Here is a 21,833-nt window from a genome sequence, read left to right as displayed (position 1 = left end):
AGCTTAAGCTCCCTTCACGGCTGCAACAATTTTTTGGGCAGCATCATCTAAATCATCAGCAGGAATAACATTCAAACCACTCTCATTAATAATTGCTTTACCCTGCTCAACATTAGTGCCTTCAAGACGAACAACCAAGGGAACTTTTAAACCAACCTCACGAACAGCAGCAACCACACCTTCAGCAATGACATCACAACGCATAATACCACCAAAAATGTTAACCAAAATGCCCTTAACATTTGGATCGGCCGTAATAATCTTAAAAGCAGCTGTCACCTTTTCTTTTGATGCTCCACCACCAACATCCAAAAAATTCGCTGGCTCTGCTCCATAAAGCTTAATGATATCCATTGTTGCCATAGCAAGCCCAGCACCATTAACCATGCAACCAATCGTACCCTCAAGAGCAACATAAGCAAGATCATGCTTTGATGCTTCTATTTCCTTTGGATCTTCCTCTGAAAGATCGCGTAATTCTAAAATATCTGGATGACGAAACAGAGCATTATTATCAAAAGAAACTTTCGCATCAAGAACACGCAAACGACCATCTTTCATCACAATAAGTGGATTGATTTCTAAAAGGCTCATATCTTTTTCACAAAATGCCTTATAGAGAATCGGAAAAAGCTTTTCACCATCTTCTCGCGCACTACTTTGTAGTTTCAACGCATCACAAAGTCTTGCACAATCAGCAGAAGTAACACCCTCTCCAGCATCAATGGGAAGCGTGAATATTTTTTCTGGTGTCTCTTCAGCAACCGTTTCAATATCCATTCCACCTTCTGTTGAAACAACAAAAGCAATTCGACCAATGCTACGATCAACCAAAAGTGAAAGATAAAGCTCCCGTTCAATATCGGCACCGTCTTCAATATAAAGGCGGTTGACCTGCTTACCCTCTGGACCAGTTTGTTTGGTTACCAAAGTTTTTCCAAGCATTTCTTGAACATTTGCAACAACTTCTTCAACAGATTGTGCAAGCCGAACACCACCCTTTGCATCAGGATCAAGTTCTTTAAACTTACCCTTACCACGACCACCAGCGTGTATCTGACTTTTAACCACATAGAGAGGTCCGGGCAATTTTTCCGCCCATTTTTCCGCTTGCTCTACAGAATAAACAGCGACACCATTTGCAATTGGTGCTCCATATTCATGAAGCAGACGTTTGGCCTGATACTCATGGATATTCATGCATTTGTCCTTTTCTTTTATGGATCATGGATCTTATTAATCCTAAAGTTTTAATATTCTAAATACTTATTTTAATGAATTAAACCTTGTTCAATTTACTTGAGACTAGGTACAAGAGCAATACAAGCTTCACAAAGCTTTTTAACCGCATTTACTGAATGATCAAAAGCACCTCTTTCTTCTTTATCAAGATCAATTTCAATGACTCGTTCAACACCACCTGCACCAAGTACAACAGGAACACCAACGTAAGTATCATTAACCCCATATTCCCCTGAAAGATAAGCTGCAACAGGCACAACACGCTTAGTGTCCTTTAGATAAGCCTCAGCCATAGAAACAGCAGAAGCTGCTGGTGCATAATAAGCAGAACCTGTTTTTAACAAACCAATAATTTCTGCACCACCATCGCGGGTACGCTGGATAATTTGATCAATTCTTTCCTGTGTTGTCCAGCCCATCTTTACAAGATCAGGCAAAGAAATACCACCAACCGTTGAATAACGCACGAGAGGAACCATTGTATCACCGTGGCCCCCTAAAACAAACGCTGTCACATCTTTAATAGAGACCTTAAATTCCTCAGATAAGAAATGACGAAAACGCGCTGAATCAAGAACACCTGCCATACCAACCACTTTATGTGTAGGGAGACCTGAAAATTTCTGCAAAGCCCACACCATCGCATCAAGGGGATTAGTAATACAAATAACAAACGCCGAAGAAGCGTATTTTTTAATTCCAGCTCCAACTTGTTCCATAACCTTTAAATTAATGCCCAAAAGTTCATCACGGCTCATACCAGGTTTTCGCGCAACGCCTGCTGTTACAATAACAACATCAGCACCTTCAATTGTTTCATAAGCATTAGCACCTTTTAGACTGATATCAAAACCATCAACAGGAGAAGATTCGGCGATATCTAGAGCCTTACCTTGTGGCACACCTTCTGCAATATCAAATAAGACCACATCAGCAAGCTCTTTAAGCCCAATAATATGTGCTAAAGTACCACCAATCATACCTGAACCAATGAGAGCTATTTTTTTCCGTGCCATTTTATTTTTTCCTAACTTTTAGATAATTCAGCGCACACCCATCAGCGTCCGTATACTGAATATTTTTGACTTCAACCATATTCAAACAATATCATAAAAAGGAGTAAAGAAATGAAATTTACAAATTTCTCTCTTTACAGAAACAACAACCCTCCGCTGAAACAACTATTAGAAAATTATCACGATGTATCGATAAAGTGAATTTAAAAAAAATACAACAGAATTATTATATTTCTTTAATTTCAAAAAGTTATTGTTTTTACAGTTTACGTAAAGGTAAAAGTATAATCAATGCTTCTTCTTCAAAAGAAAATGTTCTTCCCAAAGTTTTAAATAATCGTAGCTTTGCATTTCGAAAAGACGTGATTGTGTTCTTTTAAATTCAAATGTTTCCGTAATCTGCGCATGCCCTTTATACAAATCCCCTACCCCTGCCGCAGCCGACATAAACAACCGTATGTGGCGCTCATAAAGAATATCAATAAGCAAAATAAACCGTTTTGTTTCATTGCGACATGTATCATCCATGACCGGTACATTATCAATAAAAATCGTATGATAACGCTCTCCTAATAACAAATATTCAGCCGCGGCCAAAGGCTTTGCACATAAATCCCCATAATCAAAACGAGCACATCCTGCACCAAAGCGCGGAATAGGAATAAGGCGCCCTTTTATAGAAAGCTCATCAGATGTCTCCTTATGTCCTTGCAATACAAGTGCCCATGCTTGATCCATATATTCATTTGCCGGGACCCCCAACGGCGACACATACACCTGTTGTAGATTTGATTTTTCAAGGCGATAATCTGTTTTTGCATCAAGATTAACAACGCGAACATATGCTTTCAAAACTTGAATAAAAGGCAAAAAGAGTTCACGATTTAAACCGTTACAATAAAGGTTATCCGGCGCCACATTTGAGGTTGCAATAAAGAAAATTCCTTTATCAAACAAAGCAGAAATAAGCCGCCCCAATACCATAGCATCAGCAATATCTGTTACACTAAACTCATCAAAACAAAGTATTTTTGCTTCTCGTGCAAGATCCTCAGCAACAGCTAAAATAGGATTATCTTGTTTAAATTTTGCACACCCAGATGCTTGACGATAAAAATTAATACGCTCATGCACATCAGCCATAAAATCATTAAAATGGGCACGCTTTTTATGACCTTTAGGCAAACAAGAAAAGAACAAATCCATCAGCATGGTTTTGCCCCGTCCTACTTCACCATAAATATACAGTCCCTGAAAAAAACCTGTTTCATCTCCTTGTTTTACAACACAAGAAATATTTTGTTTTTTCCTTTTAAATATTCTATTAAAGAAAGAGCAAAATATCCAAGTCCAAGGACGAGAGATATTTTGTTCCGTAATTTTTTTTAATAAATGATCAAAATATTCTGTTATAGCTAATTGAGCGGGATCAAAACAAACCTCTCCTTTAGCGACAAGCTCCTTATAACGTGTTGAAACGAGAATCATCCAAAAAACCTTTTTCAAACCGATCTCAATGAAAAATACAAATACTTTTCACGAATCTGTCCGTCTAGCTTAGCTTGTCATAAACGGTCAAAAATGATTTAACGACTTAAAACAACGGGATGATCATCAAGTGTACGTCCCTCAAAACGATCAACATTTGAAGAATAAAGAACGAGGATAACACGTCCAGAGTTATTATAAAAATATAATCTTTTTCCTTTAACGTCCCACGATCTCACTTGGGAAGCAATTCCTGGACAGTGTAAAGGACCAGCACGGTACCCTTTTCCAAACTTTGTTTGTGGAGTTGCAATCCGGCAAACTTTTCCTCCCATAGAAAGATTCCATACCCCAGCAATACTTGCAGGAAATAAATCAGTGGCACTGCTTGGCAATTCGAGACTAGCCATTCGTCCATCGCTCTGAGAATCTCCTTTTTCATACACCAAAGCGTTTGCGTCTTCAGATATCGACGAAGAAGGAGACGACAGATCAGACGCTTCCAATATTGTCATTTGTTGAGATGGATAAAAAACTTCTAATGCGTTATTATCGTCATTACCATCAAACCGTGTTGTTGAACATCCCCCTAAAAACATTACAGTTGATAGTGCAACGAAAAACGAAACTCTTGAAAACGCCATGTCTGTACTCTCTCCCACGACAATAAATAAGTTCACAAAAAAATTAAGCGAATATTTGTTATAGTTACAAAGATAAATTAACAAATTAAAAAAAACAGGTTAAAATCACTTATTTTAAACGAAATAACTTATGTACCAAATTTTATATTTATTAAACACTGGAAATTTATAAGATTTTCAGCCATATATCTCTTTTATAAGTAATCATTAGAAATAGAGAAGTTTCATGAAAACGCCATTTAGCAAAATGGACGGTCTTGGAAATCAAATTATTGTTGTTGATATGCGTGAAAGCACTCATGCTCTTACACCAAAAGCAATCCTTGCTTTGTCAGCAGATCCTGAAATGCATTTTGATCAAATCATGGCTATCCACACACCAACCCAGAAAAAAGCCAACTTCCGCATCGAAATATGGAATGCCGACGGATCAATGGCTAAAGCTTGTGGCAATGGTACCCGCTGTGTCATCGCATGGCTTAAAGATCACAATTTTGGTGAAAAATTTCATTTAGAAACTCCCGCTGGAATTATTGAAGGGAAATACCAAACCGACAATCTCATTTCTGTTGATATGGGATGCCCAAATTTCAATGCAAAAGAGATGCCTGTTTCACGTGAAATAGTTGATACCAATCACGTAGAAATTACGGCTGGTCCCCTAAAAGACGCTTGTCTCATATCCATTGGCAATCTCCATGCTATCTTTTTTGTTGAAAATGATATTCAACATATTCCATTAGAGGAATATGGGCCAAACCTTGAACATGATCCCCTGTTTCCCGAACGGTGCAATATTTCCATTGCTTGCATAACGTCAAAGAAAAGTCTAAATTTACGTACATGGGAGCGAGGAGCAGGATTAACACAAGCATGTGGGAGTGCTGCTTGTGCAAGTGCAGTGGCTGCTTATCGTCGTGGACTTACAGAGCGCCATATTGATGTGAACTTACCAAAGGGAACACTTAATATTTTTTACCGAGAAGACGATCACATTATTATGACAGGACCAATAAAATATCAATTTAGTGGTTTTTTAAGCCCTTTAACAGGGTCCTACAAAAAGGATCACTCCTGATGGCAATAGAAATTGTAACTTTTGGTTGTCGACTTAACAGCTACGAATCGGAAATCATTCGCAAAGAAAGTACTTCTTCAGGGCTAGATCAACTGAAAGATGGTGCTATTATCTTTAATACTTGTGCTGTCACTGCCGAAGCCGTACGACAAGCAAAACAAGCTATCCGCAAAGCACGACGTGAAAATCCTCATGCGCGTATCATTGTAACAGGGTGTGCAGCCCAAACAGAAGCACAAAATTTTGCTTCAATGACAGAAGTGGATCTCGTTTTAGGAAACGAAGATAAACTTCACGCCCATTCTTATCGTCAACTTCCTGATTTTGGTATTAATCATTCTGAAAAGGTGCGTATCAATGACATTATGGAAGTACAAAAAATTGCCCCACATATGGTCAGTGCAATGCAAGAGCGCACCCGCGCTTTTGTACAGGTACAAAACGGATGTGATCATCGCTGTACATTTTGCATTATTCCTTATGGACGAGGACCATCTCGTTCAGTTCCCATGGGTGCTGTCATAGAACAAATTAAAAAGCTGATAGGTGGGGGTATCCAAGAGGTGGTCCTTACAGGTGTTGACCTTACAAGTTATGGCCACGACCTTCCTGGAAAAGCTACTCTAGGAAAATTAACTTCAGCAATTTTGCATCATGTTCCTGACTTAACGCGATTACGCCTCTCATCTATTGACTCTATTGAAGCAGACGAAGAACTCATCAATCTTTTAGCTTATGAAACAAGAATCATGCCCCATTTGCATTTATCTTTGCAAGCAGGTGATAATATGATTTTAAAACGGATGAAACGGCGTCATCTGCGCGAACATGCCATTCAATTTTGCCAAGAGTTGCGTGCCAAACGTCCTACAATGGTGTATGGTGCTGACTTAATTGCTGGTTTTCCTACAGAAACAGAAGAGATGTTTCAAAACAGTCTTGTTTTAATCAAAGATTGTAATTTAACCCATCTCCATGTCTTCCCCTTTAGTCCAAGAGAAGGAACACCTGCCGCACGTATGCCACAAATCAACCGTAAAATAGTTAAGATGCGTGCTGAAAAATTGCGTAAAGCAGGTGAGATGGCTTACCAAAAGCATCTTTCTCATTTACAAAACAGTCTACAAACAATTCTCGTTGAAAAAGATGAAATCGGACGAACAGAAGATTATACCCTTGTACAGGTTAAAGGTGCAAAAGCAGGAACAATTGTTCAAGCCCTTATCGTTGATCATGATGGCGATAAATTGATTGCTGTCCTTCCAAAATTAAACGCTGCTTGAGCAGGAAAATTCTTATGACGAAATCTTTTATTAAAAAAATATTCTCTTTTAACAAATCTCAAGAGCAAGAAATTGAACAACAGATTTCTATTCCTGATAAAAGCGATATAATAGAAGAAAATAAAGACAAAAATGAAAAGACAAAAAATAACCAAGTTTCTATAGACACAGAAAAAGAAGAACAAACAAAAAATCCAGAGTCAATACTTACAAAATATGATGAAAAATCTCCATTTCTAGAATCCCGTTCTGATAAAATTCCTTTTTCTGGTAAAATTATTGTCACAGACAACATCCGTGAAAAAAAGAATGAAGAAATTTTATCTGAACCTTCTGTTGAACAAAAAAAGACAGCGTGGTTTGGGCGCCTTAAAAAAGGTCTATCCCTTTCTTCACAACGCTTAAGCGGATCAATTAGCGATCTCTTTGTTAAAAGAAAACTTGATGAAGACACATTGCAAGAGCTCGAAGATATTCTTATCCAAGCTGACATAGGTGTAGAGACGGCAACACGCATCACAAATACTTTAGCTTCCAGTCGTTACGGAAAAGACCTCTCCCCAGATGATATTCATACTATTGTAGCGGATGAGGTCAAAAAAGTTCTGGAACCTGTTGCAATACCATTGGAACTTGATCTCAGCCATAAACCGCATGTTATTTTGCTGGTAGGTGTAAATGGCACTGGAAAAACGACAACTATTGGAAAACTTTCAGCAAAATTAACAGAAGGGGGATTAAAAGTTATGCTGGCAGCTGGTGATACTTTCCGAGCCGCAGCTATTGAGCAACTACACATCTGGGGTGAACGTACCAATTCTCCTGTTATTTCAACAAAATTGGGTGCAGATGCCGCCAGCTTAGCATTTGATGCTTATGAAAAAGCAAAAAAAACAAACAGTGATGTATTAATTATTGATACAGCAGGGCGTTTACAAAATAAATCTGAATTGATGGATGAATTAGCAAAAATTATTCGTGTTTTAAAAAAACATACCCCCCAAGCACCCCATACAATCCTTCAAACGCTTGATGCAACAACCGGACAAAATGCACTCAACCAAGTAGATATTTTCCGCGATATTGCTGGTGTTAATGGTTTAGTCATGACAAAGCTAGATGGGACTGCACGAGGAGGAATTCTTGTCGCTATCGCAGCAAAATATAAATTACCCGTTTATTTTATCGGTATAGGAGAAGATATTGAAGACCTTCAACCCTTTTCTGCTTCTGACTTTGCCGAAACTATCGCAGGAAAACATGCATGAAACAGCCTTTATCTAATCCTAATTTACACAATAATTCTGAAAAAAAAATGAATAACAATAAAAAAAAATCTCTCTCACCAACACTTAAGTTTCTTTTGGAAATGGGTCCATTGGTTGCCTTCTTTTTTGCCAATTATAAGGGAGAATGGCTGATAAAAAACATTGGATTTTTTCAAAATTTTAACAAATCTATTTTCCCTGCAACAGCTATTTTCATGGTAGCGATAATTATTTCCCTAAGCTTATCATGGATCCTTGCAAGACAAATTCCTATTATGCCTCTTATTTCGGGAATATTTGTTTTAGTTTTTGGCTTTCTAACTCTCTGGCTTCATAATGAAACTTTCATAAAAATGAAACCGACAATCATTAATAGCTTATTTGCTTTTATACTTTTTGGTGGGATGTTTTTTAAAAAACCACTTTTACGTTATGCTCTTGATTCTACCTTAAAACTTGATGATTTAGGTTGGCAAAAACTTACCTATCGTTGGGCGTTTTTTTTCATTTTTCTTGCCCTTTTGAATGAAATAATTTGGCGTAATTTTAGCGATAATTTCTGGACAAGTTTCAAAGTATTTGGCGTCATGCCTATAACAGTCCTTTTCATGCTTACCCAAATGCCTATAATTATAAAACATTCAAAAGGACTTTTTACAGAAGAGGACAAATCTGATTCTTAAAAAAATCACCACTACCGATTATTTTATAGATTCATCGCCAAACACTGTTCGGGAGAAAAAATATGTTGATTGAACAGTTTATTTGTCGAGAAGACAATTTTAGTATACTCATTCATGATGAAAAAAGTGGTATGACAGCTGCAATAGATGCTCCTGAAAGCAAAGCGATCCACAATGCTTTAAAGCGCCACAATTGGACACTTAACACTATTTTTGTAACTCATCATCATCACGACCATGTAGAAGCCCTATCAGAATTAAAACAAGTTTACAACGCTATGGTTATCGGGCCAGAAGCAGAAAAAGAAAAGATCAATTATCTTGATCAAACACTTCAACCTGATGAAAGTTTTTCTTTTGGCACACACCTGCTTTTAGCTCTTTCAACACCTGGTCATACTTTAGGCGCATTATCTTACTATTTTCCTGAGAAGAGTTTACTCTTTGCTGGAGATACACTTTTTTCATTGGGCTGTGGACGTCTTTTCGAAGGAACACCTGCACAAATGTTAAATTCTTTAAAAAAACTTCGTAAACTTCCTGATGAAACACTTCTCTATTGTGGACATGAATATACAAAAAATAACGCTCTTTTCGCACTAACAATTGACCCACATAATAAAAAACTCCACCAAAGAATAGAGGAAGTTTTTTTGCTACGTGCAAAAAACGCTATGACTTTACCTGTCACTTTAGGGCAAGAAAAAGCCACCAATCCCTTTCTCCGCTGGGATGATAGTGTGTTGCGAAGGAACCTTGTAATGGAAGAAGAAACAGATGAAGAAGTTTTTGCTGAAATTCGAAGAAGAAAGGATAATTTTTAACCATGCTTAAGTTCGTATTACGTTTGTTTCTCCTTTTTCTTTTCGTGATACATATTCAACTAACAAGAGCAGAGGAAAAGGAAACAGATAATTCTTCTCTTATATCCCCTCTCGTTGCAAATTATCCCTTAACAGAAGATTTTTTTTTAAAACTGGAAAAAATTGAAAAAGAATGTGAAAATTTACTTCCAGAAACAAAAAATGATCTTATCACTTATGATTCTAGTATCCACTCTAATATTGAAAACTACACTACCTATATTTCTAGTAAACCAAAACTTATGAATATTTTTAAAAAAAATAATATCAAACCAGAAGATTTTGCTGCTGGAACCTTAGTACTTAAAGAAATATCCGCGCTTCTCATATTTGCACCTGAAAAGGAATATTCTACTGAGAAAAATATTATATTTCTAAACAATCTTGAATTTGTTAAAAAACATTTTTACAAAGCAACAATTCTTTTAGATAGCTGTGAAAAACTCATTTTGAGCAACTAATCAGTTATGAAATGTTAGAAAATATCACCCCTTTAATCTAATAAAGAAGTCAGTGCATTAAAAAATCACCGTATTTTTATCATTCCTAATAATTGTTTTTATTTCGATTATATTTACAAATGTTTTTCTAAAAATAAAGAATAACAGACGGAAAAGTATTTATTGAAATTCAAAAAAGAAAGGATAATTTTTAGTCATGTTTAAACTTCTATTGTGTTTTTTCTTCATTTTTCCTTTTGTATCATACGCTCAAGAAAAAAAACAAGAAATAGATGATCCTTCTTTTATACCGCCTTTCATTGCAAATTATCCCTTAACAGAAAATATTCTTTTAAAGCTGGAAAAAATCAAAGCAGAATGTAGAAATTTATCTTCAGAACCAGAACAAACAAATACAAAAAGTGATATCAATACTTATGATGATCATATTGAAAAATATGCTGCCTATATTTCTAATAATCCAAAACTTGTGAATATTTTAAAAGAAAATAATATCACACCAAAAGATTTTATTGTTGCTCACTTAGCACTTAAAGCGACATTATATGTACTTACTGATGAGGAAAATTATACTTATGAAAAAAACTCTTTACCTTCAAGAAATCTAGAATTTGTTAAAGAACATATGTATAGAATAATCCAAATTTTAAGAGATAACTGTTAAAAATCTTTTTATAACAATTGATTAACTTTGTAAACGCCGACAAATTTCATCTAATTGTTCTAATGAAGAGTAATGTATTTTTAAATCGCCACCTTTTTTACCATGTCGAATAATAACTTTCATTCCTATCACATCTGCAAGTAATTTTTCTAAAGATTTTGTTTCAGCATCTTTTTCCGTATTGGTACGCTTTTTAGTTTTAGGATTGGCTTTCTCATATGCAAGTATTTCTGTTTGACGTACTGAAAGCCCTTCACGAATAATTTTCTCAGCTAAATTTTGTGGATCATCAACGGTTATAAGACAACGTGCATGACCAGCAGAAAGTTGTCCATCCGTTAAGAATTGTTGTACTCTTTCTGGAAGTTTTAATAAACGAAGCGTATTTGCAACATGACTACGACTTTTTCCAATAACTTGTGCTAAATCTACTTGTGTATAATCATGCTCATTCAAAAGCATCTCATATCCTTTTGCTTCTTCGATAGGATTAAGATCTGCCCGCTGAACATTTTCAATAATAGCCAATTCCAAAGCGGTTTTATCGTCCACATCACGAATAATAACGGGTAATTGACTTAAATTTGCACGTTGTGCTGCACGCCAGCGCCGTTCACCCGCAATCAATTCAAACCGATGAGGATGATCTCTTAAAGGCCTTACAATAACCGGTTGAACCACACCGTGTTGACGAATTGATTGTGCCAAATTATCAAGCTCTGTTTCAGTAAAATGACGCCGAGGATTGTGAGGATTACATGAAATAGATTCAATAGAAATAAATCGCTCAGAAATACTACCGGATTCATTTAATTTATCAAAGCTTGATGAACGTGCAATATTGTTGTTTAAATTGATATCTCCAATCAATGCCGCTAATCCACGTCCTAGTCTTTTTTTTGAGAGATCATCATTCATAATTTTTCTCTTTGAATTTTTAGATTATTTTTTATATTTTTAAGCAGCAGCGCGTGCTTGTTTTTCACGTTGTATCATTTCTGATGCTAGACGCAAATAAGCTTGGCTTCCAGCACATTTGAGATCATAAAGCAATACAGGTTTGCCAAAAGAAGGTGCTTCTGATACTCTTACATTTCGTGGAATAACAGTACGATAAACTTTATCTCCCATAAAAGAACGTACATCTTCAACAACTTGATTTGAAAGGTTATTACGTCCATCATACATTGTTAGAACAATACCTTGGATTTCTAAAGATGGATTAAGTACGGATCGCACTTGTTTTACTGTTTCAAGTAATTGACTTAAACCTTCAAGTGCTAAAAATTCACACTGCATAGGTACCAAAACAGAATCCGCGGCCCCCATAGCATTAAGTGTTAAAAGATTAAGGGAGGGAGGACAATCAATTAAAATATAATTGAATTTTTTTTCCATTTCCGGATCATCATAGAGAGCTTTACGTAAGCGTTGTATGCGATCTTTTGATGAAGAAATTTCCATTTCCACACCTAAGAGATCAAGTGTAGAGGGAACTATATAAAGATTGGGTACAGCTGTTTTTAAAGCCGCCTGTGTAATTGAAACGCCTGAAACCAAAACATCATAAGACGATAAAGGACGGCTATTACGATCAATCCCCAAACCAGTACTTGCATTACCTTGTGGATCAACATCCATAATAAGAACATTTTCACCAATGGCTGCTAAAGCTGTTGCAAGATTAATTGCTGTGGTTGTTTTTCCGACTCCACCCTTTTGGTTTGCAATAGCGATAATTCGTGTTTCGCTCATTTTGCTCTACCCTCTATATGATCGAATATGAGAAATTTCCAAAATAACAGAATTTTCATCAACTTTACTTTTATGTTTTAACAGATCAAAGTGCCAATTGGCAGAGGCATTTTTTATTTCTGTAGCGTAATCCCGACCTTTTTGCAAAAGAGCTATAGTTTTTTCTGTTAATAAAGGAAAAATAAGTTGTAAAAGAGTATTAAGCGGCGCTAATCCCCGTGCCGTTATAATATCAGACATGGGAATTTTTTGATATATATCTTCAATCCTAGCGTGATAAACCGTTGCTGGAAGATTAAGTTGAGCAATAACTGTTCGCAAAAAAGCAACTTTTTTCCCATTACTTTCAACAAGATTAATATGTCCTTCTTTTTTTTCTTTCAAAAAGATAGCAATCACAATTGCAGGAAAACCTCCTCCTGATCCTAAATCACACCAATGTAAAGAATGAGCATACAAAGGAAAAATTTGTGCTGAATCTAGAATATGTCGTGTCCATAGATCTGGTATTGTTGTAGCAGATATCAAATTAATATGCGCATTCCATTGAAGTATTAAAGACTCAAACTGAATTAAATTTTCCATTGTTTCACGTGAAACAGAAGGAACAATATTTAATAATTGTTGATATTTTTTTTCTATAGAAAAATCCATTAAGCTGTTTTAGCCTTTTCACGTCGTTGACGTTGAATATATGTAATAATAAGAGATAAAGCAGCGGGTGTCATGCCATCAATTTTTTGTGCATCAGCAATTGAACGCGGCGATACTTCTTTAATTTTTGATTTAAGTTCATTTGAAAGACCTGAAATTGCCTGAATATCAAGAGAAGAAGGAATTTCTAAACGCTCATCTCTCTGAAGAGAAGCAATATCTTGTGCTTGTTTATCTAAATAAACCGCATATTGTGCTTCAATTTCTAAAGATTCTGCTGTTTTAGAATCAATTTTTTGTAATTGTGGCCAAAAATCTGAAAGACGCTCTAAGGTCATATGAGGATAAGCAAGAAAATCATAAGCCGAACGCCGAATTCCATCATGATTAACATGTAATCCATGAGCAGAAGCTTCATTAGGTGTAAAAAAAATATTTTGACATATTGATCGTGCTTGATCAAGCCGTTGTTGTTTTTTCTGATAACATTCCCAACGTATTTTACTCACAATACCCCATTTTTGTGCCAAAGGTGTTAAACGCGTATCAGCATTATCAGATCGTAAAGATAAACGAAATTCGGCACGTGATGTAAACATCCTATAAGGTTCACAAACACCACGTGAAACCAAATCATCAACCATAACACCAATATAAGCCGTAGATCGACTTATAAGTATTTCATCTAATTTACCTACTTTACGTGCAGCATTTAATCCAGCTAAAAGTCCTTGTGCTGCTGCTTCCTCATATCCTGTTGTACCATTAATTTGTCCTGCTAAAAATAAACCTGGTAAAGAGCGTAATTCTAAGCTTCTCGTTAATTGTTGTGGATTAACAAAATCATATTCAATAGCATAACCAGGTTGCAAAACTATAGCATTTTCCAATCCTTCAATGGTTTTCAATAGAGAAATTTGCACATCTTCAGGAAGAGAAGTAGAAAGACCATTTGGATAAACGGTATCATCATTTAATCCTTCTGGTTCTAGAAAAATCTGATGTCCATCACGTTCTCCAAATTTAACAATTTTATCTTCAACAGAAGGACAATAACGTGGTCCTAACCCTTCAATATTTCCAGAATATAAAGCAGAACGATAAATATTCTCGCGAATAATTTGATGTGTTTTCTCATTTGTACGTGTTATTGCACATTCAATTTGTGGTTGTTCAATTTTCTCTGTTAAAAGAGAAAAGGGAATGGGATTTTCATCTGCTTGTTGTTTTGGAAGATAATCCCAAGCAATTGTTTTTTTACTCAAACGAGCAGGGGTTCCTGTTTTTAATCGACCAAGTTTTATATGATAATTTTTTAAACGTTTAGCAAGTTTTACACTTGACTGATCCCCCATACGTCCAGCAGCCCATGTTTTATCACCAATATGAATAAAGCCATTTAAAAATGTCCCTGTTGTTAAAACAACAGCACCAGATAAAATTATTCCTTGTTTTTTTAAAATAACACCTGATACACAATTATCTTTAACAACCAGATCAATAACTTCATCCTCAATAAGAGTAAGATTTTCTTGTTCTTTTAATAATTTTTGAATTTCTTTTTTATAAAGTTGTCTATCTGCCTGTGTTCGTGGTCCTCTTACTGCCGGTCCTTTACGTCTATTAAGTAGTCTAAACTGAATTCCAGCAGCATCTGCTGCTCTTCCCATGAGACCATCTAATGCATCTATTTCCCGAACTAGATGCCCTTTTCCAAGTCCACCAATAGCAGGATTACACGACATTGTTCCCAATGCTGATATTTTATGTGTAACAAGCGCTGTTTTGGCTCCTACACGTGCTGAAGCTGAAGCTGCTTCACAGCCAGCATGACCACCACCAACAATAACAACATCATATGATTGCATTTAATTCATTCCGTAGAAAATATTCTAAGGTTTCACGTGAAACAATATATAAATTACATAATCTTTATAATCTGTCTATGAAATAATCAATGTTTCACGTGAATCATTATTTACCAACACAAAATTCTGAAAAAATAATATCAAGCAAATCTTCAACATCAATATCTCCTGTAATTTTACCAAGAAAATCACTTGCACAACGGAGATGTTCTGCACGTAAACTGAGATCAAGAGAATGATAATTAAGAGAAAATTCAATCTCTTTAACAGCCTCCTTTAACAATTGAAGTTGTCTTTTACGTGCTGGAACAATATTTCCAATTTCAGAAGCACGATGATGACAAAATGATTCAAGTTCTTTTATAAAATAATCAAAATTTAAACCAGTTAATGCGGAAAATTGTATAGACCAACGCTGATCATTTTTTTCATAAAGATCAAGCTTATTGCCAACACACCATATTTCAGCCGATGTTTCTGGTAAATCAACTTGCTTAGGATTTCCTATATCATAAACCAAAATAACCAAATCAGCTTCCATAACATGCTGTTTAGCAACTTCTATTCCCATCTGTTCTATTTTATTTTCTGTTTTTCTAAAACCAGCAGTATCCGTTAAAAAAATAGGTAAACCACCAAGAATAATTCTCATTTCTAAAGCATCACGGGTTGTTCCTGCTTCTTCCGTTACAATAGCAACAGATCTTCCTGAAAGACGATTCATAATGCTTGATTTTCCAGAATTAGGAGCACCAGCAATAACAATTTTTAATCCATCACGTAAAATACTCGCACGCTCTCCTTCAGTAATATATTCTCGAAGAGAGGTACAAAGATCTTCAATATCTTTCCAAACTTTATCAGATATTGCGTTGGGAATATCTGCTTCATCAACAAAATCAAGTTCTGCCTCAATAAAAGCACGCGCCTTCATAAGCTTATGACGCCAATCACGATAAAGCGTCGTTAAATGTCCACTTGTACCCATAACAGCTAAACGCCGTTGGCTTTCCGTTTCTGCTTCTATTAAATCAGCAAGACCTTCTGCTTGAACAAGATCTAATTTTCCTTCCATAAAAGCACGACGTGAAAATTCACCTGCCTCTGCAATACGGCATCCAGAAAATGTCGACAATTCATCGAGAAAACGATTAACGACGGCTTTTCCTCCATGTAAATGGAATTCTGCACAATCTTCCCCCGTAAAACTATGAGGAGCAGGAAAAAAAACAGTTAAACCAGAATCTAAAAAACTACCATCACGAGCAGTAAGATTTCCATAATGCATAAAACGTGCTTTAGGTAAACGACCACAAAGCGTTTTAACTATATCTACAACATGAGGACCAGAAAGCCGAATGACTGCAACCCCTGAAGGTAACAATCCACTCGAAACAGCAAAGATTGTATCCACAGGTTTTATCCTAATAAAAACTTTAATGACTCTACGTATTCATTGAATCAAAAAATTCACTATTGTTTTTTGTTTGCTTTAATTTATCAATCAAAAATTCAATTGCATCTGTTACATTCATAGATGCTAAAATACGACGAAGAACAAAAATTTTGTGTAAATCTTGTCGTTCTACCAGAAGTTCTTCCTTACGCGTTCCTGACTTTAAAATATCCATAGCAGGGAAAATACGCTTATCAGCAACTTTTCGATCAAGAACAATTTCCGAATTACCTGTTCCTTTAAATTCTTCAAAAATAACCTCATCCATACGACTTCCTGTATCAATCAAAGCCGTTGCAATAATGGTTAAAGATCCGCCTTCTTCAATATTACGTGCTGCACCAAAAAAACGTTTTGGACGCTGGAGAGCATTTGCATCCACACCACCTGTTAAAACTTTACCCGAAGAAGGAACAACTGTATTATATGCACGCCCAAGACGTGTAATAGAATCGAGAAGAATAACAACATCACGCCCATATTCAACGAGACGTTTGGCTTTTTCAATGACCATTTCTGCCACTTGTACGTGACGTATTGCTGGTTCATCAAAAGTAGAAGAAACCACTTCTCCTTTCACTGAACGCTGCATATCAGTAACTTCTTCTGGTCGTTCATCTATTAAAAGAACAATGAGATAACATTCAGGATGATTAGTGGTAATAGAATGAGCAATATTTTGAAGTAAAACTGTTTTTCCCGTCCGAGGAGGAGCTACAATTAACCCTCTTTGTCCTTTTCCCAATGGAGATATCAAATCAATCACGCGTGATGACATATCTTTCTCTGTAGGATCTTGTATTTCCATTTGGAAACGTTCATTTGAATAAAGAGGAGTAAGATTATCAAAGTGAATTTTATAACGAATCTTTTCAGGTTTTTCAAAATTAATTGTATTAATTTTAAGGAGAGCAAAATAACGTTCTCCCTCTTTTGGACTGCGTATAGGGCCTTCAATTGTATCACCTGTCTTTAAAGAAAACGACTGTATTTGTGCAGGTGAAAGATAAATATCATCAGGACCAGGAAGATAATTAGCATCAGCAGATCTCAAGAATCCAAATCCGTCTTGTAAAACTTCAACAACACCCTCTCCTATAATTTCTACGTCTTGTAGAGCAAGTTTTTTCAAGATAGCAAACATTAATTCTTGTTTGCGCATAAGGGAGGCATTTTCAACTTCTAATGTTTCAGCAAAAGAAACAAGCTCAACGGGATTTTTGCTTTTAAGTTCTTGTAGTTTCATTTTTTGCATGAAATATGCTCTTTGTAATGGAGAAGATTGTTCTAAATAATTTATGGAAATTTATGAGTGAAATATTATTAAGAAAAAAATATTCTACACTCAATTTTTTTAATCTGCAAGTACCCTTTATATGAAATTTATTCCTGTAATATTAAGTAATTATATGAAAAACTTGAAAAAATATAAAATCCAAATAGTATTTAATTATTTTAATAACAAAAATGTAAGTTAAATTTATAGCATTAATGAAATGCTATTCAAAAGTATTTTTACAGAAATTTATATTAATAAATTTATATTAAAGAAAGGATTATTCTTATTTATAACTGTGTTTAGTGTGGATTATTATTTATCCTCAATTTTATCCACAAAAGGAAGTTAAAAAAGAATAAAAATAACACTATCTTAAAGATATTATCCCCTCTTTTTTTATAAGAGGGATTAAATTATCACAAGCATTTAATTTGTGCATAAAAAAGGAGAATTTTTCCTAAATTTTAGTTTTATAAAAAACGGTGAAGATATATACACATATCTTAACAAGGAGTTAAAATTTTTGTGACAAAAGAAAAAAAATTCTTTCATTTACACATGCTTTCTGATGCAACGGGAGAAACATTAATCTCTGTTGGAAGAGCTGTAGCATCGCAATATGCAATGAGTCAGGCAACAGAGCATATCTATCCTATGATTCGTAATAGAATACAGTTACAAAAAGCTCTTGATGAAATACAACAAGAACCAGGTATTGTTCTTTACACAATGATTGATGAAGAATTTAAACTTCTCCTTCAAAAAATGTGTAAAAAAATAAAAGTTCCCTGTATTGATATATTACATCCTGTTTTAAATGCTTTTCAGTCTTACCTTGGAATGCCAACACATTTACGTGCGAGCGCACAACATGATCTTAATGCGGATTATTTTCGCCGTATTGAGGCACTGGATTTTACAATAGAGCATGATGATGGACAGTCTTCCAGTAGCTTATCCGAAGCAGATGTGATTCTTGTGGGAATTTCAAGAACCTCTAAAACGCCAACAAGTATCTATTTAGCAAATCGCGGAATAAAAACGGCTAATATTCCTCTTATTCCTAATATTGATTTGCCAGAATCCCTTTTAGAGGCAAAAAATTCTTTAATTATTGGTTTAATTGCTTCAGCTGAAAGAATCTCACATATCCGCCAAAATCGAGATTTGGGAGAAAGTTTTGCTCTTGATAATTATACAAATCGTATCAACATAGCTGAAGAATTAATCTATGCAAAACGCATTTGCGAACGTTTTGGGTGGCCTATTATTGATGTCACAAGACGTTCTATTGAAGAAACTGCTGCTGCAATATTTGAACTGTTATCACGATTTCGTGAAGGAAATGAGAGAAAATTCTCATGAACGCAGATACGTTAATATTAGCATCTCTTAGTTTTTATCGTGCAAAATTATTAAAAAAAGCAGGCTTAAATTTTTCCATTGAAGGAGCTTCTTTTGATGAAAGAGAAGTAGAAAAAAAAGCAAAAGAAAAAACACCTAAAGAACTCAGCTGTTTTCTTGCGAGCGCAAAAGCAAAAAATGTTTCAGATCGTTTTCCTGATGCTTTCGTTATTGGTTGTGATCAAGTTCTTGATTTTGAAGGTCAAGTTTTTCACAAAGCAACAAATATTAAAGAAGCACATCAACGTTTATGTGAATTATCAGGAAAAACCCATTCTCTTCATAGTGCGGTAGCTTTATTTAAAAATGGTCAAAAAATTTGGGTTGAAGCTTTTAGTGCACATATGTCCGTCCGTTTACTCTCATCAGAATTTATTGAACGTTATTTAGCACGCGTAGGAAAAGATGTTTTAAACAGCGTGGGAGTATATCAAATTGAAGGAGAAGGAATTCATCTCTTTGAAAAAATTGAAGGAGATTTTTTTACCATTGTTGGTTTACCTTTACTGCCTCTACTCATAAAACTGCGTCACTTAGGAATTATTGATGGTTGACTTAACAATAAAAAAAACAAATTATCCGCGTGCTTTTGTTGTTGGTTCTCCAATTCATCATTCAAAATCGCCAAAAATTCACAATTTTTGGCTTAAACAATATGGTTTACAAGGAGAATATATTGCACAAGAAGTAACATCTGAAGAATTCAGTCATTTTATTGCGTCTTTACAAAAAATAGGCTTTTGTGGAGGAAATGTTACTTTACCTTATAAACAGGAAGCTTTTCGTTTAGCAGATTATAAAGATGAGAGAGCAACAATGATTGGTGCTGTTAATACACTTTGGTATGAAGGAGATAAGCTTTGTGCCACGAATAGCGATGCCTATGGTTTTAGCGCTAATCTTGATGATTTTGCATCTGATTGGGGAGGGGAAACAGCTCTTGTTTTTGGAGCAGGTGGTGCCGCACGCGCTATCATATATGCCTTAAAAAAACGCGGATTTGAACAGATTTATCTGATTAACCGTACAAAACAACGTGCTGATAATTTAGCTCAGCATTTTGGAAAAATCATTAAAGTTTACGATTGGCATAAAATCCATGAAATACTTCATCAAGCTGATTTGATTGTTAATACAACCTCTATTGGTATAAAAAGTCCAGAAGAAAAAAGTGATTCTTTTTTTTGCGATTTTCATAAAGCAAAAAAAACGGCGTTAGTAACAGATATTATTTATACACCATTGATAACTCCTTTTTTACAACAGGCAAAGGCTTGTGATCTCAAGACGGTTGATGGACTTGGGATGCTTCTACATCAGGCTGTTATAGGGTTTGAACAGTGGTTTGGAATAAGACCACAGGTAACAAAAGCTTTACGGACAGCTATTTTAGAGGATATGAGTGAAAAAAGAGAATGAAGATCATAGGATTAACGGGATCAATTGCTATGGGAAAATCAACAGTTGCTGATTTTTTCAAGCAAGCGGGTATTTCTGTTTTTAGTGCTGATGAAGCAGTAAAACAGCTTTATAAAAGTGAGCCAGCTTTGTCATTCATAGAGCGTATTTTTCCTGGTGTTGTTGAAAACGGTGAAGTTAACCGTTTGAAACTTTCTGAAATTTTGATTGATGATAAAGAAAAATTACAAACATTAGAAAAAATAATTCATCCTTTGGTGCAAGAAAAAGAAAGGGAATTTATTGATATAGCGCGTGAACAAGGGAAAAAATTCGTTATTCTTGATATTCCACTTTTGTTTGAAAAAAATGGTGAAAGTCGTGTGGATAGCGTTATTGTTGTTTCTGCTCCACCAGAAATACAAAAAGAACGTGTCATGATTCGCCAAGGTATGAATGAGAAAAAATTTGCCTTTATCAATGCTCAACAAATGCCAGATGAAAAAAAACGAGAACGTGCTGATTTTATTATTGATACAGGGAAAGATTTAGAGAATACACGTCAACAGGTTTTTGATGTAATAAAAAAACTAAAGAATTGAAGTTATGCGGGAAATTATTTTTGATACAGAAACAACAGGTTTAGATAAAGAAAAAGATCGCATAATCGAAATTGGTTGTGTAGAAATGGTTGATCGTTATCTCACAGGACGCCAATTTCATGTTTATTTAAACCCTGAAGGCGTTATTATTCCTGATGAAGTTGTAGCAATTCACGGATTAACCAATGAACGCCTAAAAAACGAGAAAAGTTTTAGTGATATTGTTGATGAGTTTTTAGAATTTATCAAAGACGCGACAATGATTGCGCATAATGCGAGTTTTGATATTGGTTTTATTAATGCAGAATTAAAACGTGTCAACAAACCGCTTATCAGTGTTGATAATATTCTTGATACACTGGCTATGGCGCGGCGTAAATTTCCTATGGGTCCTAATTCTCTTGATATTTTATGCAAACGTTTTGGAATTGATAACAGCCATCGTGTTCTTCATGGTGCTTTGCTTGATGCAGAGATTCTAGCCGATGTTTATATTGAGCTTATCGGTGGAAAACAAGGTGTATTGGGTTTTGATAACAGAAGGGGTGTTGATGAACATATCCAGAATGATAAAGATACATCTTATGCCGTTAAAATTCGCCCACAGGCTTTACCTTCAAGATTGAGTACGCAAGAAAAAAAGTTACACGCTGATTTTATCTACAAAATGGGTGAAAAAGCTCTGTGGAATAATTTCAAAATTCATGAATAACATCATCTTTTCTCT

Annotated in this window: 22 protein-coding genes; 12 read left to right on the top strand and 10 right to left on the bottom strand. The window is 35.3% G+C overall.

Features of this window, described 5'->3' with window-relative positions:
- Window positions 1-3: 3 nt before the first annotated feature.
- The 4 genes from sucC to ACFIK3_RS00810 all read right to left on the bottom strand — a co-directional run bounded on the left by sucC (window position 4) and on the right by ACFIK3_RS00810 (window position 4,390).
- Window positions 4-1,200 carry an ADP-forming succinate--CoA ligase subunit beta gene (gene sucC / locus ACFIK3_RS00825; protein ID WP_273790159.1) on the bottom strand — a complete coding sequence of 399 codons (1,197 nt, stop codon included), beginning with the start codon at window positions 1,198-1,200 and terminating at the stop codon, window positions 4-6.
- 95 nt (window positions 1,201-1,295) lie between these two features.
- Window positions 1,296-2,258 carry a malate dehydrogenase gene (gene mdh, locus ACFIK3_RS00820; RefSeq protein ID WP_273790160.1) on the bottom strand — a complete coding sequence of 321 codons (963 nt, stop codon included), beginning with the start codon at window positions 2,256-2,258 and terminating at the stop codon, window positions 1,296-1,298.
- 288 nt (window positions 2,259-2,546) lie between these two features.
- The gene (zapE, locus tag ACFIK3_RS00815) at window positions 2,547-3,746 is read right to left on the bottom strand and encodes a cell division protein ZapE (RefSeq protein ID WP_273790309.1); all 1,200 of its coding nucleotides are present in this window, start codon (window positions 3,744-3,746) and stop codon (window positions 2,547-2,549) included.
- A gap of 98 nt (window positions 3,747-3,844) precedes the next feature.
- On the bottom strand, window positions 3,845-4,390 hold the full coding sequence (locus ACFIK3_RS00810; protein ID WP_375657987.1) for an AprI/Inh family metalloprotease inhibitor: 546 nt from the start codon (window positions 4,388-4,390) through the stop codon (window positions 3,845-3,847).
- A gap of 226 nt (window positions 4,391-4,616) precedes the next feature.
- Between ACFIK3_RS00810 and dapF the strand changes: the two genes are divergently transcribed.
- The 7 genes from dapF (at window position 4,617) to ACFIK3_RS00775 (ending at window position 10,690) form a co-directional block, all read left to right on the top strand.
- On the top strand, window positions 4,617-5,468 hold the full coding sequence (gene dapF / locus ACFIK3_RS00805; protein WP_273790162.1) for a diaminopimelate epimerase: 852 nt from the start codon (window positions 4,617-4,619) through the stop codon (window positions 5,466-5,468).
- On the top strand, window positions 5,468-6,751 hold the full coding sequence (gene mtaB, locus ACFIK3_RS00800; RefSeq protein WP_375657985.1) for a tRNA (N(6)-L-threonylcarbamoyladenosine(37)-C(2))-methylthiotransferase MtaB: 1,284 nt from the start codon (window positions 5,468-5,470) through the stop codon (window positions 6,749-6,751). The genes dapF and mtaB overlap by 1 nt, the downstream gene beginning before the upstream one ends.
- 14 nt (window positions 6,752-6,765) lie before the next feature.
- The gene (gene ftsY / locus ACFIK3_RS00795) at window positions 6,766-8,019 is read left to right on the top strand and encodes a signal recognition particle-docking protein FtsY (protein WP_273790164.1); all 1,254 of its coding nucleotides are present in this window, start codon (window positions 6,766-6,768) and stop codon (window positions 8,017-8,019) included.
- Window positions 8,016-8,702, top strand: a complete 687-nt coding sequence (locus ACFIK3_RS00790; RefSeq protein ID WP_273790165.1) for a septation protein A — start codon at window positions 8,016-8,018, stop codon at window positions 8,700-8,702. The genes ftsY and ACFIK3_RS00790 overlap by 4 nt, the downstream gene beginning before the upstream one ends.
- Window positions 8,703-8,764: 62 nt before the next feature.
- Window positions 8,765-9,526, top strand: coding sequence for a hydroxyacylglutathione hydrolase (gene gloB, locus ACFIK3_RS00785; protein ID WP_375676117.1), 762 nt, complete (start codon window positions 8,765-8,767; stop codon window positions 9,524-9,526).
- A 2-nt stretch (window positions 9,527-9,528) separates the two neighbouring features.
- Complete coding sequence (locus ACFIK3_RS00780) at window positions 9,529-10,026, top strand: hypothetical protein (RefSeq protein ID WP_273790167.1); 498 nt, start codon at window positions 9,529-9,531, stop codon at window positions 10,024-10,026.
- A gap of 196 nt (window positions 10,027-10,222) precedes the next feature.
- Entirely contained in the window at window positions 10,223-10,690 is a 468-nt protein-coding gene (locus ACFIK3_RS00775) for a hypothetical protein (RefSeq protein ID WP_273790168.1), read from the top strand.
- Window positions 10,691-10,711: 21 nt separating this feature from the next.
- Here the strand turns inward: ACFIK3_RS00775 and ACFIK3_RS00770 are convergent, their stop codons facing one another.
- The 6 genes from ACFIK3_RS00770 to rho form a co-directional block, all read right to left on the bottom strand.
- Window positions 10,712-11,608: a ParB/RepB/Spo0J family partition protein gene (locus tag ACFIK3_RS00770; RefSeq protein WP_273790169.1), complete on the bottom strand. Its 897-nt coding sequence runs from the start codon at window positions 11,606-11,608 to the stop codon at window positions 10,712-10,714.
- Between the two features lie 39 nt (window positions 11,609-11,647).
- Complete coding sequence (locus ACFIK3_RS00765) at window positions 11,648-12,445, bottom strand: ParA family protein (protein WP_273790170.1); 798 nt, start codon at window positions 12,443-12,445, stop codon at window positions 11,648-11,650.
- A 6-nt stretch (window positions 12,446-12,451) separates the two neighbouring features.
- Entirely contained in the window at window positions 12,452-13,099 is a 648-nt protein-coding gene (gene rsmG, locus ACFIK3_RS00760; protein ID WP_375630633.1) for a 16S rRNA (guanine(527)-N(7))-methyltransferase RsmG, read from the bottom strand.
- A complete protein-coding gene (mnmG, locus tag ACFIK3_RS00755) occupies window positions 13,099-14,967 on the bottom strand; it encodes a tRNA uridine-5-carboxymethylaminomethyl(34) synthesis enzyme MnmG (protein WP_375663335.1) in 1,869 nt (622 codons plus the stop codon). Before mnmG ends, rsmG begins: the two co-directional genes overlap by 1 nt.
- A 106-nt stretch (window positions 14,968-15,073) precedes the next feature.
- On the bottom strand, window positions 15,074-16,381 hold the full coding sequence (gene mnmE / locus ACFIK3_RS00750; protein WP_375643028.1) for a tRNA uridine-5-carboxymethylaminomethyl(34) synthesis GTPase MnmE: 1,308 nt from the start codon (window positions 16,379-16,381) through the stop codon (window positions 15,074-15,076).
- Between the two features lie 31 nt (window positions 16,382-16,412).
- Entirely contained in the window at window positions 16,413-17,678 is a 1,266-nt protein-coding gene (rho, locus tag ACFIK3_RS00745; protein ID WP_015857121.1) for a transcription termination factor Rho, read from the bottom strand.
- A 549-nt stretch (window positions 17,679-18,227) separates the two neighbouring features.
- Between rho and ACFIK3_RS00740 the strand changes: the two genes are divergently transcribed.
- From ACFIK3_RS00740 to dnaQ, 5 genes are read left to right on the top strand one after another with little or no spacing between them, the layout of a single operon-like run.
- Window positions 18,228-19,067: a pyruvate, water dikinase regulatory protein gene (locus ACFIK3_RS00740; RefSeq protein WP_273790174.1), complete on the top strand. Its 840-nt coding sequence runs from the start codon at window positions 18,228-18,230 to the stop codon at window positions 19,065-19,067.
- Window positions 19,064-19,660, top strand: a complete 597-nt coding sequence (locus tag ACFIK3_RS00735; RefSeq protein ID WP_375611343.1) for a Maf family nucleotide pyrophosphatase — start codon at window positions 19,064-19,066, stop codon at window positions 19,658-19,660. Before ACFIK3_RS00740 ends, ACFIK3_RS00735 begins: the two co-directional genes overlap by 4 nt.
- Window positions 19,653-20,525, top strand: coding sequence for a shikimate dehydrogenase (locus tag ACFIK3_RS00730; protein ID WP_375620891.1), 873 nt, complete (start codon window positions 19,653-19,655; stop codon window positions 20,523-20,525). The genes ACFIK3_RS00735 and ACFIK3_RS00730 overlap by 8 nt, the downstream gene beginning before the upstream one ends.
- Window positions 20,522-21,106, top strand: a complete 585-nt coding sequence (coaE, locus tag ACFIK3_RS00725) for a dephospho-CoA kinase (protein WP_273790177.1) — start codon at window positions 20,522-20,524, stop codon at window positions 21,104-21,106. The genes ACFIK3_RS00730 and coaE overlap by 4 nt, the downstream gene beginning before the upstream one ends.
- A 4-nt stretch (window positions 21,107-21,110) precedes the next feature.
- Complete coding sequence (dnaQ, locus tag ACFIK3_RS00720; protein WP_273790178.1) at window positions 21,111-21,818, top strand: DNA polymerase III subunit epsilon; 708 nt, start codon at window positions 21,111-21,113, stop codon at window positions 21,816-21,818.
- The last annotated feature ends 15 nt before the right edge of the window (window positions 21,819-21,833 follow it).

The organism is Bartonella sp. CB10SXKL (assembly GCF_042195515.1).
Taxonomy (GTDB): Bacteria; Pseudomonadota; Alphaproteobacteria; order Rhizobiales; family Rhizobiaceae; genus Bartonella.
This window is presented reverse-complemented; position numbering and strand designations above follow the sequence as displayed.

Coding starts and splice junctions, on each gene's coding strand:
- dnaQ (WP_273790178.1), top strand. CDS start 21,111: ATGCGGGAAATTATTTTTGATACAGAAACAACAGGTTTAGATAAAGAA.
- gloB (WP_375676117.1), top strand. CDS start 8,765: ATGTTGATTGAACAGTTTATTTGTCGAGAAGACAATTTTAGTATACTC.
- mdh (WP_273790160.1), bottom strand. CDS start 2,258: ATGGCACGGAAAAAAATAGCTCTCATTGGTTCAGGTATGATTGGTGGT.
- mtaB (WP_375657985.1), top strand. CDS start 5,468: ATGGCAATAGAAATTGTAACTTTTGGTTGTCGACTTAACAGCTACGAA.
- rho (WP_015857121.1), bottom strand. CDS start 17,678: ATGCAAAAAATGAAACTACAAGAACTTAAAAGCAAAAATCCCGTTGAG.
- ACFIK3_RS00810 (WP_375657987.1), bottom strand. CDS start 4,390: ATGGCGTTTTCAAGAGTTTCGTTTTTCGTTGCACTATCAACTGTAATG.
- ACFIK3_RS00735 (WP_375611343.1), top strand. CDS start 19,064: ATGAACGCAGATACGTTAATATTAGCATCTCTTAGTTTTTATCGTGCA.
- dapF (WP_273790162.1), top strand. CDS start 4,617: ATGAAAACGCCATTTAGCAAAATGGACGGTCTTGGAAATCAAATTATT.
- rsmG (WP_375630633.1), bottom strand. CDS start 13,099: ATGGATTTTTCTATAGAAAAAAAATATCAACAATTATTAAATATTGTT.
- coaE (WP_273790177.1), top strand. CDS start 20,522: ATGAAGATCATAGGATTAACGGGATCAATTGCTATGGGAAAATCAACA.
- ACFIK3_RS00780 (WP_273790167.1), top strand. CDS start 9,529: ATGCTTAAGTTCGTATTACGTTTGTTTCTCCTTTTTCTTTTCGTGATA.
- zapE (WP_273790309.1), bottom strand. CDS start 3,746: ATGATTCTCGTTTCAACACGTTATAAGGAGCTTGTCGCTAAAGGAGAG.
- mnmG (WP_375663335.1), bottom strand. CDS start 14,967: ATGCAATCATATGATGTTGTTATTGTTGGTGGTGGTCATGCTGGCTGT.
- ftsY (WP_273790164.1), top strand. CDS start 6,766: ATGACGAAATCTTTTATTAAAAAAATATTCTCTTTTAACAAATCTCAA.
- ACFIK3_RS00765 (WP_273790170.1), bottom strand. CDS start 12,445: ATGAGCGAAACACGAATTATCGCTATTGCAAACCAAAAGGGTGGAGTC.
- ACFIK3_RS00775 (WP_273790168.1), top strand. CDS start 10,223: ATGTTTAAACTTCTATTGTGTTTTTTCTTCATTTTTCCTTTTGTATCA.
- ACFIK3_RS00730 (WP_375620891.1), top strand. CDS start 19,653: ATGGTTGACTTAACAATAAAAAAAACAAATTATCCGCGTGCTTTTGTT.
- sucC (WP_273790159.1), bottom strand. CDS start 1,200: ATGAATATCCATGAGTATCAGGCCAAACGTCTGCTTCATGAATATGGA.
- ACFIK3_RS00770 (WP_273790169.1), bottom strand. CDS start 11,608: ATGAATGATGATCTCTCAAAAAAAAGACTAGGACGTGGATTAGCGGCA.
- ACFIK3_RS00790 (WP_273790165.1), top strand. CDS start 8,016: ATGAAACAGCCTTTATCTAATCCTAATTTACACAATAATTCTGAAAAA.